Origin of the sequence: Sphingobium sp. LSP13-1-1.1 (assembly GCF_040676415.1) — a bacterium.
Classification (GTDB): Bacteria; Pseudomonadota; Alphaproteobacteria; order Sphingomonadales; family Sphingomonadaceae; genus Sphingobium.
Window position 1 is genome coordinate 356,977 of the sequence record NZ_JBEGHU010000012.1, and the last position, 16,950, is coordinate 373,926.

Below are 16,950 nucleotides of genomic sequence, written 5' to 3' on the forward strand. Positions count from 1 at the left end.
TGTGTCTCCCTTTGAAATACGGCGCGATTGCGAGGCGGGCGGGCGGCTCTGCTTCTAATGCTTCGCCACCGCCCACAGTTCCGTTGCCGTTACTATTTTGAGCATCGGCATTTTTCGAGTCCTTGCAAGCCCCCGCATTGCCAAGCGGGGAGGTGGTGGCTAAGCGGGGCGCGAAAAGCGACCAGAGCCAGTCCCCAGAGCCACTCCAAGGAGCGACCATGACCGCCATTCTCGATATTCATGCCCGCCAGATTCTGGACAGCCGCGGCAATCCGACCGTCGAGGTCGACGTGATGCTGGAGGATGGCAGCTTCGGCCGTGCCGCCGTGCCGTCGGGCGCGTCGACCGGCGCCTATGAAGCGGTGGAAAAACGTGATGGCGACCCCGCCAGATATCTCGGCAAGGGCGTGCTCGCCGCTGTCGCTGCCGTCAATGACCAGATTGCCGAGCAGATCATCGGCCTGGATGCAGAGGATCAGGCCGAAGTCGATGCCGCGATGATCGCGCTCGACGGGACGGAGAACAAATCGAACCTGGGCGCCAATGCGATATTGGGCGTCAGCCTGGCCGTGGCGAAGGCCGCCGCCGACGCGCGCGGCCTGCCGCTCTATCGCTATGTCGGCGGCGTCAATGCGCATGTGCTGCCGGTGCCGATGATGAACATCATCAACGGCGGCGAACATGCCGACAATCCGATCGATTTCCAGGAATTCATGATCATGCCGGTCGGTGCGGAAAGCATCGCGGACGCCGTGCGGATCGGTTCGGAAATCTTCCATACGCTCAAAAAGGGCCTGCACGACAAGGGGCTGGCCACTTCGGTCGGCGACGAGGGCGGTTTCGCCCCCAACATCGCCTCGACCCGCGACGCGCTCGACTTCATCATGCTGTCGGTCGAAAAGGCGGGCTACAAGCCGGGCGACGATGTCGTGCTGGCGCTGGACTGCGCAGCGACCGAGTTCTTCAGGAACGGCAAATATGAGATTTCGGGCGAGGGCCTGTCGCTCAGCCCGGTCGAAATGGCGGATTATCTTGCCGCCCTGTGCGCCGACTATCCGATCAAGTCGATCGAGGACGGCATGAGCGAAGATGATTTCGAAGGCTGGAAGGCGCTGACCGACAAGATTGGCAACAAGGTGCAGCTGGTGGGCGACGATTTGTTCGTGACCAACCCGAAACGGCTGGAAATGGGTATCGGCAAGGGCCTGGCGAACTCGCTGCTGGTGAAGGTGAACCAGATCGGTTCGCTGACCGAAACGCTGGCCGCCGTCGACATGGCGCACCGGGCGCGCTACACCGCCGTGATGTCGCACCGTTCGGGCGAGACCGAGGACGCGACCATCGCCGATCTCGCCGTGGCCACCAATTGCGGCCAGATAAAGACCGGATCGCTCGCCCGTTCCGACCGGCTTGCCAAATATAACCAGCTCATCCGGATCGAAGAAGAGCTGGGCGATATTGCGCGTTATGCCGGGCGTTCGATCTTCCGCTGAATATAAATTCGGCGACCGGCCGCAAGCAACGCAGATTTTGCTTGCGGCCGGTTCGTCCCTGTGATTCAACTGGTCCATGGCGCATATCGCGAAACTCCGCATGTTGCTTTTCTCGGCTTTTGGCCCGGCGATTGCGGTTCTTCTTCTTCTTTTCTTCGCGGGCTATGTGGTGCTTGGCTCCAACGGCGTTCTGGCCTGGGGCGATTACAAGCGACAATTGAACCATGCGCAGGGTGAACTGAAGCAGGTTCAGGCCCATCGGCAGGAATTGAAGAACCGGGTCGACCTGCTCGATCCCCGGCGCGTCGATCCCGATCTTTCCGACGAACTGATCCGGCGGGAGCTGGGTGTCGTTCATCATGATGAAGTGATCGTTCCGCTCAACTGACGGTCCGGACGGCTGATTGATCGCTTTGCCGCGCTTTTGAGTGCCAAGCCGCGTTGCAATTCGGGGCGGACTCCCGCTATATCGCCCTTCCTTCCATCCCCACCCACGCAAAAGGATAAGAACCTTGGCGAAACCAACGACGCCGCGTCCTTCACGCGCAAAGGCAAAGGCGGCTGCACCCGCCGCCGGCGCGGACCACAACCGGCCTCGCCCTGACGCTCCCCAGGATTATGAAGCCACCAAGGAGGAGTTGCTCGAATTTTACCGGCAAATGGTGCTGATCCGCCGTTTCGAGGAAAAGGCGGGCCAGCTTTACGGTCTTGGGCTGATCGGCGGCTTCTGCCACCTCTATATCGGGCAGGAAGCGGTTGCCGTAGGCATCCAGTCAGCGCTCCAGCCGGGCAAAGACAGCGTTATCACCGGCTATCGCGACCATGGCCACATGCTGGCCTATGGCATCGATCCCAATGTCATCATGGCGGAACTGACCGGACGGGAAGCCGGCATTTCGCGCGGCAAGGGTGGTTCGATGCACATGTTCAGCGTCGAGCATAAATTCTACGGCGGCCACGGCATCGTCGGCGCGCAGGTATCGCTGGGCGCCGGCCTGGGTTTTGCGCATAAGTACAATAATGACGGTGGCGTCTGCGTCGCCTATTTCGGCGACGGCGCTGCCAATCAGGGCCAGGTCTATGAATCGTTCAACATGGCCGAATTGTGGAAGTTGCCGATCATCTTCGTGATCGAGAACAACCAATATGCCATGGGTACCAGCGTCAACCGCTCCTCGGCGGAAGACCAGCTCTACCGTCGGGGCGAAAGCTTCCGCATCCCGGGCATCCAGGTGAACGGCATGGACGTGCTCGCGGTACGGGGCGCAACGGAAGAAGCGCTGAAATGGGTCCAGGGCGGCAACGGGCCGATCCTGCTCGAAATGAAGACCTATCGCTATCGCGGCCATTCCATGTCCGACCCGGCCAAATATCGGTCGCGCGAGGAAGTGCAGTCGATGCGCGACAAGTCGGACCCGATCGAGGGCGTCAAGAAATATCTCACCGAAGCCGGCGTGGGCGAAGACGAGCTCAAGAAGATCGATCAGGACATCCGCAAGATCGTCAGCGACGCTGCGGACTTCGCTGAAACCTCTCCCGAACCGGAAATGCACGAACTTTATACCGACGTGCTGGTGGAGCAATATTAATGGGTATCGAAATCAAGATGCCGGCGCTTTCGCCGACCATGGAGGAAGGCACGCTGGCGAAATGGCTGGTGAAGGAAGGTGACGAAGTCCGTTCCGGCGATATCCTCGCCGAGATCGAAACCGACAAGGCCACGATGGAATTCGAAGCTGTCGATGAAGGCAAGATCGGCCAGATCATGATCGCCGAAGGCACCGAGGGGGTGAAGGTCGGCACCGTTATCGCGACGATGGCGGGTGAAGGCGGCGAGGCGGCTCCGGCACCCAGGGCAGAAGCGCCCAAGGCGGAAGCCGCTCCGGCACCTGTCGCGGCCAGGCCCGCTGCCGAACCGAAGGCCACCGTCAAGGATCCGGCGCTTCCCGACGGCACCGAATATCTTAAAACTACTGTTCGCGAAGCGTTGCGCGACGCCATGGCCGAGGAAATGCGCCGTGACGAGCGCGTCTTCGTCATGGGTGAGGAAGTCGCCGAATATCAGGGCGCCTACAAGGTCACCCAGGGCCTGCTGGAAGAATTTGGCGACAGGCGGGTGATCGACACGCCCATCACCGAATATGGCTTTGCCGGCATTGGCGCGGGCGCGGCCATGGGCGGTCTGAAGCCGGTTATCGAGTTCATGACCTTCAACTTCGCGATGCAGGCGATCGATCACATCATCAACTCTGCGGCGAAGACCAATTACATGTCGGGTGGCCAGATGCGCTGTCCGATCGTGTTCCGTGGTCCCAATGGCGCGGCCAGCCGCGTCGCCGCGCAGCATAGCCAGAATTATGCTCCCTGGTATGCGGCGGTGCCCGGCCTGATCGTGATCGCGCCCTATGACTCGGCCGATGCCAAGGGCCTTCTCAAGGCGGCGATCCGTTCGGAAGACCCGGTCGTGTTCCTGGAGAATGAGCTGGTCTACGGCCGCAGCTTCGATGTGCCCCAGGTGGACGATTATGTCCTGCCGATCGGCAAGGCGCGCATTGTCCGCGAGGGCAGCGACGTGACGCTGGTAAGCTATTCGATTGGCGTGGGCATCGCTCTGGAAGCTGCCGAAGCGCTGGCAGGTGAAGGCATCGACACGGAGGTCATCGACCTGCGTACGCTGCGTCCGCTCGACACGGCGACCGTGCTGGAAAGCCTCAAGAAGACCAACCGACTCGTCGTGGTCGAAGAGGGCTGGCCTGTCTGTTCGATCTCTTCGGAAATCGCGGCCGTGGTCATGGAGCAGGGCTTCGACGATCTGGACGCCCCGGTGCTGCGCGTCACGAACGAGGACGTGCCGCTGCCCTATGCGGCGAACCTTGAAAAGGCGGCGCTGATCGACGCGGCCCGCGTCGTCGCGGCGGCGAAGAAGGTGTGTTATCGGTAAAGTGGAGATGGGGAGCGGCGTGTGTCGCTCCCCATCGACGCCTTGCATTCTGTCGTCGCTTGTCGGGGTCATGAATGCCGACGCCGTCCGTCGGTCCTGAAAGGCTGATGATGTCGGCCCATTCCCCTTTCATCGATCTGGTCGGATGCATGCCGTGAGCGACGATCTCGCGCCCTTGCCGTCGCTGCTGAGCGCCTATGCAGGGCCTGGCGCTGCCCGGCATCGGCTGGTCTGGGCACTGGACGCTCGTTTCGCGCGGCTGGTGGCGACGACGAGCGAGCCGATCATCGGCCAGATGCGCCTGGCCTGGTGGAACGACGCCTTGACGGATGAAAACGGGGTCAAGGGACAGGGTGAACCGCTGATCGACGCGATGCGGCAATTGGCCGCCTTGCCGCCCCACGGACTGGCGCAATGGCTGGACGGCTGGGAAGCGTTGATCGGAGAGCTTGATCTTTCCGGCTATGCGGAGGGCCGGGGGAGCGGCCTGTTTCGCGCACTGGCGGGGCAGGAGGATATTCCGCCATGGCTCGATCGCGCCGGGGCGGCATGGGCGCTCTGGGACCTGTCCGGACATCATGCGGACCCGGACATCGCCGGCAAGGCGATCGATCTGGCACGGACCTATATAAGTGGCGGCAGCTTACCCTGGACGAAACAATGGCGTCCGCTGCAGATCGCCTATCACCTTGCCCGCCATGACATTGAGAAAGGCCGCCGCGCACCTGCGGGATTGACCCCTGCGCACTATTGGCGATTGGTGCGCATCGGGTTGTTCGGTCGATAGGGGGATCTGTTGGGACGGGTTTTGGTGAGCGTGATGGCCGCATTGCTGATGACGGCAGGCGGGCTGTTCTGGTGGCAGGGGCGGGCGAACAATGAACCCGTGCCCCAGCTCCTGGTCGGATCGCCGCCGCCGCCCGCTGTCGATGTCCTGCCGGAGGGTGATCCGGACGCTTCGGGCGATGCGCCGCCCATGCCCGGCGAAGCGTCGCCGCAAAGCCGCGAGCAGAAGCGATTTGGCCGCTATGACCGCAATCGCGATGGCGTCATCACCCGCGTCGAGATGATGGGCAGCCGCGTCAAGGCGTTCAAGGCGCTCGACCGGGACAATGACAATCTCCTCTCCTTCGAGGAGTGGGCCGTGGCGACCTCGGATCGCTTTGCCGGGGCGGACGGCAATGGTGACGGCAAGCTGACGCCGGCGGAATTCGCGACCACCGCGCCCAAACGAACCGCCACCCCGAAATGCAAATGCTGACGCGTCAGGCGCCGCGCAACGCTCAGGCCTGCTGAAGTTCGCCCAGCCAGCCGCCCAGCGCGGCGCGGGCGCGGGCGGTCATGGCTTCCTTGCGCTGCTTCTTCTTCACGTCTTCCAGCGGCGGGAAGAGGCCGAAATTGACGTTCATCGGCTGATAATCCGCCGTCTCGACGTTGCCGGTCACATGACCGAGCAGCGCGCCCAGCGCGGTTTGCGGCGGCAATGGCGGGAGCGGCTGGCCCAATATCTCGGCCGCGGCAAATCGTCCGGCGAGCAGCCCGATCGCCGCGCTTTCGACATAGCCCTCGCAACCCGTGACCTGCCCCGCAAAGCGGATATGCGGCGCGCTTTTCAGGCGCAATGTGGCGTCGAGCAGCTTGGGACTCTGGATGAAGGTGTTGCGGTGAAGCCCGCCAAGACGGGCAAACTCCGCCTTTTCCAGGCCGGGGATGGTGCGGAACAGATCGATCTGCGCGCCATGCTTCAGCTTGGTCTGGAATCCGACCATGTTCCACAACGTGCCCGATGCATTGTCCTGCCGCAGTTGCACCACCGCATAGGGCCAGCGGCCGGTGCGCGGATCGTCAAGGCCCATCGGCTTCATCGGTCCGTGGCGCAATGTTTCCGGGCCACGCGACGCCATGACCTCGATCGGCATGCAGCCCTCGAAATAGGGCGTGTCCTTTTCCCATTCCTTGAAGTCGGTCTTCTCGCCGTCGAGCAGGCCCTGGACGAAGGCCTGATACTGCTCCTTGTTCATGGGGCAGTTGATATAGTCCTTTCCTTCGCCGCCGCCGGGGCCGATCTTGTCCCAGCGATTGGCCATCCAGCATTTGTCCATGTCGATGCTGTCGAAATGCACGACCGGCGCGATCGCGTCGAAAAAGGCGAGATGGTCGATGCCCGCCGCCTGCCCGATGCTGGCGGCGAGCGCGGGGGCGGTGAGCGGTCCGGTGGCGACGATGGTCATGCCTTCGCTCGGCAGCGTATCGACGCGCTCGCGCACGATCTCCACATTTGGATGCCCAGCCAATGTGCGGGTGACGCCTTCGGAAAAGATATGGCGATCCACCGCCAGAGCCGACCCGGCGGGAACCTTGGCCGGTTCAGCCTGCGCCATGATGATCGAGCCCAGCCGCCGCATCTCCTGATGCAGCAGGCCCACGGCGTTCCTGTCCGCGTCGTCGGACCGGAAACTGTTGGAGCAGACCAGTTCGGCAAGGCCATCGGTCTGATGCGCGGGCGTCATGTCGCCCGATCCCCGCATTTCGGACAGGCGGACCTTCACGCCGGCCTGGGCCAGTTGCCACGCCGCCTCCGTCCCCGCAAGCCCGCCGCCGATGATGTGAACCTGATGTCCTGCCACTTTGCTTCTGTTCCGATCGATCTGTAGTCGAGGGGCGTTTAGGCGAAACGGTGCCAAAAGCGGAGCGCAAAATGACCGGCCTCGTGGGTACTCATGCCATGGAAGAGCCGAGCGCCTGAGCGGATGAAGCGTCGCTATAATAAGCGGCTTCGTCCAATATCCCCTCCCGCTTGGCGACGATCGTGGCGACCAGCACCTGTCCCGCGACATTGACGGCGGTGCGGCCCATGTCGAGGATCGGGTCGATGGCAAGCAGCAACCCCGCGCCCTCCAGCGGCAGGCCGAGCGTGGAAAGCGTCAGCGTCAGCATCACGATCGCGCCGGTCAGGCCAGCCGTCGCGGCCGATCCGACGACGGAGACGAAGACGATCAACGCATAATCCGCCGCATGAAGGGGAATGCCGTAGAAGCCCGCCACGAAGATCGCCGCCAGCGCCGGATAGATGGAGGCGCATCCGTCCATCTTGGTCGTCGATGCCAGCGGAATGGCGAAGGCGGCATAGACTTTCTCCACGCCCATGCGTTCGGTCACGGTTTCGGTGACCGGCAGGGTCCCGACCGAGGATCGCGAGACGAAGCCGAGCTGGATCGCGGGCCATGCCTTGGCGAAGAAGGGCAAGGGCCTGAGCCCGTTTGCCACCAGCAGCAGCGGATATACGACCAGCAGCACCAGCGCGAGGCCCAGATAGACGGCCCCGGCAAAACCACCGAGCTGGGCAAGGGCGCTCCAGCCATAGGTGGCGATGGCGCTGCCGATCAGTGCGGCGGAACCGATCGGCGTCAGACGGATGATCCAGCCCAGGATCGCGCGGACCACGGCCAGCAGGGAACGGACAAAGGCCAGGAAGGGCTCCGCCTTCTCCCCGACCTTCAATGTGGCGAGGCCGATGGCGATGGAGAGGACCAGCAATTGGAGGATATTGAAGGAAAGGGCGGTGGATGCGCCCTCGTCGTTCAGTTTGGTGCTGGCCGAGAGAGCGAAACTGTTGCCGGGCACCAGCCCCTTGAGGAAATCGAGCCAGCCGCCGATGGAGTCGGGCTTGCCGATCGCGAGCGCCTGCCCATGCAGTCCCGATCCCGGCCGGACGATCAAGCCGATGGCAAGGCCGATGACGACCGCGATCAGTGCCGTGATCACGAACCAGAGCAGGGTCTGCCCCGCCAGCCGCGCTGCATTGTCGAGCGCGCGCAGATTGGCCACGGAGGCGACAATGGCGGCGAACACCAGCGGCGGCACCACGGCCTTCAGCAAGGAAATAAAGATCGACCCCGTGGTCTTGAGTGCTGCGGCCAGCCAGTTGAGGTCGCCATCCGGTCCAGCGCCCATGGCGCGCGCCATGAGGCCCAGCAACAGGCCGACGGCCATGCCAGCCATGACCTGGAATCCGAAACTGCGATAGTTGATGGCCATGGCCTTGTTCCTTCGGGCGATCGGCGCGCGATATGGTGATCGACGCTGCCAAATGCGCGCAAACAATTCTTTATGGGGGTGAACGCGGATAAGGATGTCCTCTTTCCGCGACTGGACAGCAAACGGATTGGCCGCCGCGATCCACTATGCCACAGAATGAGCCCCGATCCAGCAGGAGATGCGATTTGAGGAAATGGTGGGCGGTTCTGACGGCTCTCACCGCGCCGGTCCTGTTCCTGCCGCCGGCCGCGCAGGCCGCCGGAGATCCGGCATTGGCCAAGGATATGCTGGTCAGGTCCATCGCTTTCCGCACGGTGGAGGGGGAGGGTCAGGTTCCCCGCCTCGCCGCTTATTATGCATCGGTGCTGCAGCGGGCGGGTTTTGTGGCAGGCGACGTGGAGATCACCCCGCTGGGCGAGACGGCCAGCCTTGCCGCGACCATCCGGGGCAGCGATCCTCAGCTCAGCCCCCTGCTGCTGATCGGCCATATGGATGTGGTGGCCGCCGATCCGGCGGACTGGGCGCGCGACCCCTTCGTGCCGGTCGAGGAGGATGGCTATATTTTCGGACGGGGCGCGGAGGACAATAAATATGACGTCGCCATGATGGTGGCGACGCTGGCTGGTTTGCGCAAGTCCGGGTGGCGGCCGCGCCGGACGGTCACCCTCCTTCTGTCTGGCGACGAGGAAAGCCATATGCGCACCAGCCGCGCACTGGCGGAGAAATATAAGCATGCCGAAATGCTGCTGAACGGGGACGGCGGCGGCGGGTTGCTGGACGAGGATGGACAGGCTGTGCTCTACCAGTTGCAGGCCGGCGAAAAGAGCTATGCGGATTTCGAGATCGCCTTCACCGATGCAGGCGGTCACAGCAGCGCGCCCACGCCCGGCAATCCGATCTATCGCCTAGCGCGGGCGATCGACCGGATCGCCGCCTATCGCTTCGCGCCGATGCGCAATGAACTCACCAGGGCATCATTGGCTCTTTCGGCGGACAGGATCGGCGGCGCGGTTGGCGCGGCGATGCGGCGCTATGCCGAGACAGGCGACCCGAAAGCGGCGGACCTGCTGTCCGATTATCCCGAATTTGTGGGGCAGGTGCGGACGACCTGCGTCGCCACCATGGCGCAGGCGGGCCATGCGCGAAACGCCCTGCCGCAAAGTGCGAAGGTCGATGTGAACTGCCGCATCTTTCCGGGCCTCGCCGTCGAAGTCGTGAAGGCGGAACTGACGCAGGCCATAGATGATCCCGGCGCGACCATCACCACGCTGGACCACACGCAGGCGAGCGACGCCTCACCCCTGCGGGAGGATGTGCTGAAGGCGGTGAAGGCAGCGGTGTCGGCCCGCTACCCTCACATTCCGGTCATCCCCTCCATGTCGGCGGGAGCGACGGACAGCCTCTATTTCCGGGCGCTCGGCGTGCCGAGCTATGGTGTATCCAGCCTGTTCCAGCGGGGCGAGGACGGCTTTGCCCATGGGCTGAACGAGCGCGTGCCGGTGGCGGGAATTCCGCAGGCGCTCGATCAGTGGGAGCGGATGGTGAAGGCCCTCGCCCAATAGCAGCCTTCCACCAGAGCGGGTTTCGATCTGATTGAATCAGATCGCTGCTCTGGCTTCCTTGTTTTCCGCGATTTCTTAACCAGCGATCGGTGCCGATCGCTTGGAAATCACTCTAATCCATCCCTTCCGCTGGCCATGCGGATGGTGAGGCCCCTTAGCGCCCCACCGCAACGCTGTTGGCGGCTGAAAGCACGGCCTGGACCGAAGCCGTAGCCACGTCGGTATCCGTGCCGATGCCGAAGATCGTCCGGCCGTCCGGGGTGCGGCATTCGACATAGGCGGCCGCCGCGACATCCGTACCGGCGCCGATGGCATGCTCGCTATAGTCGGCGACCTCCAGATCGACGCCCAATTCGTCCCGCAGCGCCGCCAGCACGGAGGAGATCAGGCCATTGCCGCGCCCGGAAATCGATCGCTCGCCTCCCTTGTGCGCGATCTTGCCGGTGAAGATGCGGTCGCCCGCATGGCCGGTCTCATTATAGTCGATCAACCTGTAGGGCTGCTCGCCCGACAGGCGGTAATGATCCTCGAACGCGGCCCAGATGTCGCCGGCATTCAATTCGCGGCTGCTTTCGTCTGCCAGCGACTGAACGACCTTGGAAAAATCGGCCTGCATCCGCTTGGGCAGCTTCAGCCCCTTGTCCTGTTGCAGCACCCATGCGACGCCGCCCTTGCCCGACTGCGAATTGACGCGGATCACCGCCTCGTAATCGCGGCCCAGATCCTTGGGGTCGATCGGCAGATAGGGCACGTCCCAGATCTGGTCGTTGCGCGCTTCCTGCGCGGCGAAACCCTTTTTGATCGCGTCCTGATGACTGCCGGAAAAGGCGGTGAACACCAGTTCGCCGGCATAGGGATGGCGCGGGTGGACGGGCAGCTGGTTGCAATATTCGACGGTCTGGATCACCTCGTCGATATCGGAAAAGTCCAGCCCCGGATTGATGCCCTGCGTGTACATGTTGAGCGCCACAGTCACCAGGTCACAATTTCCGGTACGTTCGCCATTGCCGAACAGGCAACCCTCGACGCGGTCGGCGCCCGCCATCAGGCCCAGTTCCGCCGCCGCCACGCCGGTGCCCCGGTCATTATGGGTGTGCAGTGAAATGACGACGCTGTCGCGCTTGCTGATATGGCGGCAGATCCACTCGATCTGGTCGGCGTAGATATTAGGCGTCGCCGCCTCGACCGTGGCGGGCAGGTTCAGGATCAGCGGGCGATCGGGCGTAGGCCGCAGGATTTCCATCACGGCCTCGCAACATTCCAGGCTGAAATCCAGTTCGGCCGTGGAGAAGGTTTCGGGCGAATATTCAAAATGCCAGTCGGTATCGGGCTGCCTGGCCGCATTGTCGCGCAGCAGCTTGGCCGCATTGATCGCGATTTCCCGGATCTGCGGACGGTCCATCTGGAACACGATGTTGCGCCAGGCCGGGGATACGGCGTTGTAGACGTGGACGATGGCCTTTTTCGCGCCGCGCAGGGATTCGAAGGTGGTGGCGATCAGGTCTTCGCGCGCCTGCGTGAGCACCTGGGGGAAGACGTCATCGGGGATCGCGCCCTCGCGGACCAGGCCCGATATGAAGTCGAACTCCGTCGCGCCTGCGCTGGGGAAGCCGACCTCGATCTCCTTGACGCCCACCTTGACCAGCAGGTCGAAGAAGCGGCGCTTCTTTTCGGCGTTCATGGGATCGATCAGTGACTGGTTGCCGTCGCGCATGTCGGTCGACAGCCAGCGCGGGGGCGAGGTGATGACGGCGCCCGGCCACTGACGGTTGGGCAGGTCCACCTGGGGGAAGGGGCGGTATTTCAGCGAGGGATCAGTCAGCATCATGACGAAAATGGCTTCTCTGCATACGGGCGACCGCAGCCTGCCCGGTGGTACGACTATCTGCTTGATTATGCCCTTAGGCGGATTGCCGCGTCATTCAAGCGAAGAGCAGCACAAATACCACGCCTAAGGGCGTGTAAGTCGTAGCAGGGGAAGAAGCGCGCGCTGCATGATGGACACGCCATAGCCTGAATCGGCCGGCGAGCGCAAGGGGCAGGCGCTTGCCCCGTCCGTCGGCGGGAGGGGGCAAGCGTACTATGTTTATTGCTGGCCAGTGTTTATTTCTGGCCAACGCTTATTTTTGAAAAGCGGCGACGATCTTCAGTTCCACCGCATCGCCGACCATCGGCACGCCATAGCCCATGCCGAAATCACTGCGCTTGATCGCGGTGGTGGCGATGAAGCCGACATTCTCCTTGCCGCCCATCTGCGCCGGCCCCTTGCCCGCGCCGTAGAATTCGGTGTCCAGCGTCACCGGCTTGGTGATGCCCTTGATGGTCAGGTTGCCGCTGATCTCCGCCGAGGTGCCCTGCACCTTTACCCCGGTCGACACGAAGGTCGCCTTGGCGAATTTTTCGGAATCGAAGAAGTCGGGCTTCATCAGATGCGCGTCGAGTTCAGCGATGCCGGTCTTGAGGTTCGCCACCGGAACTTCGACCGAAACCTTGGCCGCTGCGGGATTTTTGGGATCGAGCGTCAGCGTGCCGCTCGGTCCGGCAATGACGCCCAGATTGTTGGTGAAGCCCATATGGTCATAGGCGAAGAGGATCTGGGTGTGGCCCGGGTCGATCGTATAGGTGCCGCCGGTCACGCGGGTGGCATCCTTCGCGCCGGGGGCGGGCGGCATCTGCTGGGCGATGACGGCGCTGCCGCCGGCCACGGCGAGAAGGGCGGCGGCGGGGATCAGATATTTACGCATGAAGGACAATCTCCAGAAGCGATCAAGGGACGCCGCTACGATAAGCGACGTCCCTCGATTGTTCCAGAGCCGTAACCGGAAACAAAGGGTTACCGGATCGTCTACCTGCCATCCCGCTGTCGGAATGGCGGACGGGGCTTGGAGCGCGCTGCGTCAAATCTGACGCAGGCCGCGCGCTCCAGCTTTCTGTTGCAGCATCGTTTCAAGCGCAAAATCGGTTCCCACTTTTGCGCACGATGCCTTAGTTCTTGTCCTTGTCCACCAGCTTGTTGGCGCTGATCCAGGGCATCATGGCGCGCAGCTTGGCGCCGGTTTCCTCGATCGGATGGCGCTGCGCGATGACGCGGCTCATCTTGAGTTCGGGCTGGCCGGCGCGGTTGTCGAGCACGAAGTCCTTGACGAAGCGGCCCGACTGGATGTCGGCCAGGACGCGCTTCATTTCCTTCTTCGTTTCCTCGGTGATGATGCGCGGGCCGGTCTTGATGTCGCCATATTCGGCGGTGTTCGAGATCGAGTAGCGCATGGTGGCGATCCCGCCCTCATACATCAGGTCGACGATCAGCTTCAGTTCGTGGAGGCATTCGAAATAAGCCATTTCGGGAGAATAGCCCGCTTCGACCAGCGTTTCGAAACCGGCCTGGACCAGCGCGGTGGTGCCGCCGCAAAGCACGGCCTGCTCGCCGAACAGGTCGGTTTCGCATTCCTCGCGGAAGTTGGTTTCGATGATGCCGGAACGGCCGCCGCCAACGCCCGAGGCATAGGAAAGGGCGATGTCATGGGCATTGCCGGTCGCGTCCTGATGAACGGCGATCAGGCAGGGCACGCCGCCGCCGCGCAGATATTCGCCGCGGACGGTGTGGCCCGGGCCCTTGGGCGCGATCATGATGACGTCCACGTCCTTGCGCGGCTCGATCAGGCCGAAATGGACATTGAGGCCGTGCGCGAAGGCCAGCGCCGCGCCAGGACGCAGATTGGCGTGGATGTCCGCGGCATAGACGGCGGCCTGATGCTCGTCGGGCGCCAGGATCATGAGTATGTCGGCCCAGGCAGCCGCTTCGGCGTTGGGCAGCACCTTGAAGCCCGCGCCTTCAGCCTTCGTCGCGCTGGGCGAACCGGGGCGCAGCGCGATGGCGATTTCGGCAACGCCGGAATCGCGCAGGTTCTGCGCATGGGCGTGGCCCTGGCTGCCATAACCCAGGATGGCGACCTTCTTGCCCTTGACCAGGCCGATATCGGCATCGCGATCGTAATAAACCTTCATTTGACGTTCCTTTTCATATCCTAACCCTCTCCCTGGAGGGAGAGGATACGAAGACTTGGACCCCATGGCCCCAGTCGGAGTTGGTGAGGGGGAACCACCGGGCGGGGATGTGCTGATCTCACCCTCACCCTCCCATGCTTCGCATGGGCCCCTCCCTCTCCCGGCGGGAGAGGGGCTAATCTATTTGGAGCGCGCCGCGCCCCAGTTGTCTGTTGTCGCATCCCTGGGCGTAAAAAACCGCGCACGATGCTTTAGTTTGGCTCCTTGCCACGGATCAGGCCGACGACGCCCGTGCGGCCAACCTCGACCAGCCCGATCTGCCGCATCAGGCCGATGAAATTGTCGATCTTGTCGGTCGTGCCGGTGATCTCGAAGATGAAGCTCTCTATGGTGGTGTCGACCACCTTGGCACGGAAGACATCGGCCAGGCGAAGCGCCTCGATCCGGTCCTCTCCCACGCCGGCGACCTTGACCAGCGCCAGTTCGCGCTCGACGAAGGGGCCGTTGTCGGTGAGGTCGGTCACCTTGTGCACCGGCACCAGCCGTTCGAGCTGGGCAATGATCTGGTCAATCACCTTGGGCGGGCCGCTGGTGACGATGGTGATGCGGCTGATCGCATGATCGGGGGTGATGTCCGCCACGGTCAGGCTGTCGATATTATAGCCACGCGCGGTGAACAGGCCCGCGATGCGCGCCAATATGCCCGCCTCGTTCGAAACCGTCAGCGACAGGACATGCCGCTCGCTAATCTCTTCCTGAATGTGCATCAGATGTTTCCGTTATCCGGTTCTTCGCGCTCATGGCGCTCTGAAATCATGCCCGTGAAGGCGTAGTGCCATGCGCCATCGTCGCGATGGGCCATCCGTACCGGGAAGCCCGCGATCGCGTCGAACATCCGCGCCAGATGCTCGCCCACATAGCGGGGGCTGACCAGCAGGCGGCCGATATGGCGCTCATGAAAATCGAAACCCGCGTCCAGATGGACTTCCCAATCCTCATTTTCCGGATCGGCATGGTCCACCGTCCAGCCCGTGAGGTCCGGCGTGCCCGCGATCCTTTCGAAATCGAAGGGTTCGCTGACATGGATGCGGAGCTTCAGATGCTGCGTCACGCCGCCATACTCACACCAGCGCCTTCGCCTCGTCCGACATGATGCCCTCGACCTGGCTGGGGTCGAGCAGCATGTCGGTATGTGCCGCGCCCGACGGGATCATCGGGAAGCAGTTGCTGAGCTTCGCCACGCGGCAGTCCACGATCACCGGGCCGGGCGTGTCGATCATCTGGGCAATGCCCGCCGCCAGTTCCTGCGGCCCCTCAATGCGGATGCCGGTCCAGCCATAGGCCTCGGCCAGCTTCACGAAGTCGGGCAGGCTGTCGGAATAGCTGTTGGAATAGCGGCTTTCATAGGTCAGTTCCTGCCACTGGCGAACCATGCCCATATATTCATTGTTGAGGATGAATATCTTGACCGGCAGGCGATACTGGCTGGCCGTCCCCATCTCCTGGATGTTCATCTGGATGGAAGCATCGCCGGCAACACAGACGACCAGACTGTCCGGGTTGCCCACCTGCGCGCCGATGGCGGCCGGGAAGCCGTAGCCCATGGTGCCCAGGCCGCCGGATGTCAGCCACTTGTTCGGCGCGTCGAAACCGAAATGCTGGGCCGCCCACATCTGATGCTGGCCGACTTCGGTGGTGATGATGACATCCTTCGCCGACCGCGAAGCCTTGTAGAGCTGGGCGATCGCCTCCTGCGGCATGATCTCTTCCCGGCTTTCCGGATAGGCGAGGCTGTTGCGGGCGCGCCAGCCGTCGATCCGTGCCCACCATTCGCCCAGATCGGCGGCCTTGTGCCCGCGTTCCTTCCAGAGGGCGATCATGTCCGCCAGGGCACTGCCGACGTCCGCGATGATGGGAAGGTCGACCTCGACGGTCTTGTTGATGGAACTGCGGTCGATATCGATATGGATCTTCTTGGAATGCGGCGCGAACGCGTCCAGCCGCCCGGTCACGCGGTCGTCGAAACGGGCGCCGACGCAAAGGATCAGGTCCGCCTTGTTCATCGCCCAATTGGCTTCATAGGTGCCGTGCATGCCCAGCATTCCCAGCCATTGCGGGGACGAAGCGGGGAAGGCGCCCAGGCCCATCAGCGTCGAGGTGACGGGCGCGCCGGTCAGCGCCGCGATCTCGCGCAGCAGGGTCGATGCTTCGGGACCGGAATTGACGACGCCGCCCCCGGTGTAGAAGATCGGACGCTCGGCAGCCGCCAGCATCTCCACCGCGCTCGCGATCGCGACCGGGTCCGCCTTGGTCTGCGGGCGATAGCTGGCATGTTCGAAACTCTCCGGCTTCCGGTATGGCGCGGTCGCGATCTGGACATTCTTCGGAATGTCGATGACGACCGGGCCGGGCCGGCCGGTGGTGGCGATATGGAACGCCTCATGGACGACGCTCGCCAGCTTGCCGGGCGATTTCACCAGATAATTGTGCTTGGTGCAGTGGCGGGTGATGCCGACCGTATCCGCTTCCTGGAAAGCGTCCGTGCCGATGAGCTGCGTCGGAACCTGGCCGGTGATGACGACCATCGGGATCGAATCCATCAGCGCATCGGTGATGCCGGTGACCGCATTGGTCGCGCCGGGGCCGGAGGTGACGAGGACAACGCCGGGCTTGCCGGTGGAGCGGGCATAACCCTCCGCCATGTGGGTTGCGCCCTGTTCGTGGCGAACGAGAACGTGGCGGATCTTCGGATGATTGTAGAGTGCGTCATAGATGGGCAGCACCGCGCCGCCCGGATAACCGAACACGACTTCGACCCCCAGGTCGATCAGGCACTCAACCAATATGTCCGCGCCGCTCTTTTCGGCCACGATAGATCCTTCCGTCGGATAAATGTTGCGCCCTCTGCTCC

The 16,950-nt window shown here is 63.1% G+C and carries 15 protein-coding genes; 7 read left to right on the plus strand and 8 right to left on the minus strand.

Annotated elements, in window-relative coordinates:
* Positions 1 to 218 precede the first annotated feature (218 nt).
* The 6 genes from eno (at position 219) to MRBLSP13_RS09330 (ending at position 5,695) form a co-directional block, all read left to right on the plus strand.
* Positions 219 to 1,493: a phosphopyruvate hydratase gene (gene eno, locus MRBLSP13_RS09305; protein WP_363735002.1), complete on the plus strand. Its 1,275-nt coding sequence runs from the start codon at positions 219 to 221 to the stop codon at positions 1,491 to 1,493.
* Between the two features lie 76 nt (positions 1,494 to 1,569).
* Positions 1,570 to 1,881 (plus strand): FtsB family cell division protein, encoded by a 312-nt coding sequence (locus MRBLSP13_RS09310; RefSeq protein WP_133651921.1) that lies wholly within the window; start codon positions 1,570 to 1,572, stop codon positions 1,879 to 1,881.
* Positions 1,882 to 2,005: 124 nt separating this feature from the next.
* Positions 2,006 to 3,082, plus strand: a complete 1,077-nt coding sequence (gene pdhA, locus MRBLSP13_RS09315; RefSeq protein ID WP_133651922.1) for a pyruvate dehydrogenase (acetyl-transferring) E1 component subunit alpha — start codon at positions 2,006 to 2,008, stop codon at positions 3,080 to 3,082.
* On the plus strand, positions 3,082 to 4,434 hold the full coding sequence (locus MRBLSP13_RS09320) for a pyruvate dehydrogenase complex E1 component subunit beta (protein WP_363734999.1): 1,353 nt from the start codon (positions 3,082 to 3,084) through the stop codon (positions 4,432 to 4,434). The genes pdhA and MRBLSP13_RS09320 overlap by 1 nt, the downstream gene beginning before the upstream one ends.
* Before the next feature lie 145 nt (positions 4,435 to 4,579).
* On the plus strand, positions 4,580 to 5,221 hold the full coding sequence (locus tag MRBLSP13_RS09325; protein ID WP_363754112.1) for a hypothetical protein: 642 nt from the start codon (positions 4,580 to 4,582) through the stop codon (positions 5,219 to 5,221).
* A 9-nt stretch (positions 5,222 to 5,230) separates the two neighbouring features.
* The gene (locus MRBLSP13_RS09330) at positions 5,231 to 5,695 is read left to right on the plus strand and encodes an EF-hand domain-containing protein (protein WP_133651925.1); all 465 of its coding nucleotides are present in this window, start codon (positions 5,231 to 5,233) and stop codon (positions 5,693 to 5,695) included.
* Between the two features lie 22 nt (positions 5,696 to 5,717).
* On the opposite strand, the gene trmFO is transcribed toward MRBLSP13_RS09330, so the two are convergent.
* Positions 5,718 to 7,061, minus strand: a complete 1,344-nt coding sequence (trmFO, locus tag MRBLSP13_RS09335; RefSeq protein WP_363754114.1) for a methylenetetrahydrofolate--tRNA-(uracil(54)-C(5))-methyltransferase (FADH(2)-oxidizing) TrmFO — start codon at positions 7,059 to 7,061, stop codon at positions 5,718 to 5,720.
* 91 nt (positions 7,062 to 7,152) lie between these two features.
* A complete protein-coding gene (locus tag MRBLSP13_RS09340) occupies positions 7,153 to 8,472 on the minus strand; it encodes a dicarboxylate/amino acid:cation symporter (protein ID WP_363754117.1) in 1,320 nt (439 codons plus the stop codon).
* A gap of 185 nt (positions 8,473 to 8,657) precedes the next feature.
* Between MRBLSP13_RS09340 and MRBLSP13_RS09345 the strand changes: the two genes are divergently transcribed.
* Positions 8,658 to 10,034 carry a M20/M25/M40 family metallo-hydrolase gene (locus MRBLSP13_RS09345; RefSeq protein WP_414714702.1) on the plus strand — a complete coding sequence of 459 codons (1,377 nt, stop codon included), beginning with the start codon at positions 8,658 to 8,660 and terminating at the stop codon, positions 10,032 to 10,034.
* 154 nt (positions 10,035 to 10,188) lie between these two features.
* Here the strand turns inward: MRBLSP13_RS09345 and leuA are convergent, their stop codons facing one another.
* The 6 genes from leuA to MRBLSP13_RS09375 form a co-directional block, all read right to left on the minus strand.
* Positions 10,189 to 11,862: a 2-isopropylmalate synthase gene (gene leuA / locus MRBLSP13_RS09350; RefSeq protein WP_363734992.1), complete on the minus strand. Its 1,674-nt coding sequence runs from the start codon at positions 11,860 to 11,862 to the stop codon at positions 10,189 to 10,191.
* Between the two features lie 292 nt (positions 11,863 to 12,154).
* Positions 12,155 to 12,778, minus strand: a complete 624-nt coding sequence (locus MRBLSP13_RS09355) for a YceI family protein (RefSeq protein ID WP_363734991.1) — start codon at positions 12,776 to 12,778, stop codon at positions 12,155 to 12,157.
* A 241-nt stretch (positions 12,779 to 13,019) separates the two neighbouring features.
* Positions 13,020 to 14,039 carry a ketol-acid reductoisomerase gene (ilvC, locus tag MRBLSP13_RS09360; protein WP_133651931.1) on the minus strand — a complete coding sequence of 340 codons (1,020 nt, stop codon included), beginning with the start codon at positions 14,037 to 14,039 and terminating at the stop codon, positions 13,020 to 13,022.
* A 251-nt stretch (positions 14,040 to 14,290) separates the two neighbouring features.
* Entirely contained in the window at positions 14,291 to 14,806 is a 516-nt protein-coding gene (ilvN, locus tag MRBLSP13_RS09365) for an acetolactate synthase small subunit (protein WP_133651932.1), read from the minus strand.
* Complete coding sequence (locus tag MRBLSP13_RS09370) at positions 14,806 to 15,150, minus strand: hypothetical protein (RefSeq protein ID WP_133651933.1); 345 nt, start codon at positions 15,148 to 15,150, stop codon at positions 14,806 to 14,808. Before MRBLSP13_RS09370 ends, ilvN begins: the two co-directional genes overlap by 1 nt.
* A gap of 10 nt (positions 15,151 to 15,160) precedes the next feature.
* A complete protein-coding gene (locus MRBLSP13_RS09375; RefSeq protein ID WP_363754120.1) occupies positions 15,161 to 16,909 on the minus strand; it encodes an acetolactate synthase 3 large subunit in 1,749 nt (582 codons plus the stop codon).
* Positions 16,910 to 16,950: the final 41 nt, after the last annotated feature.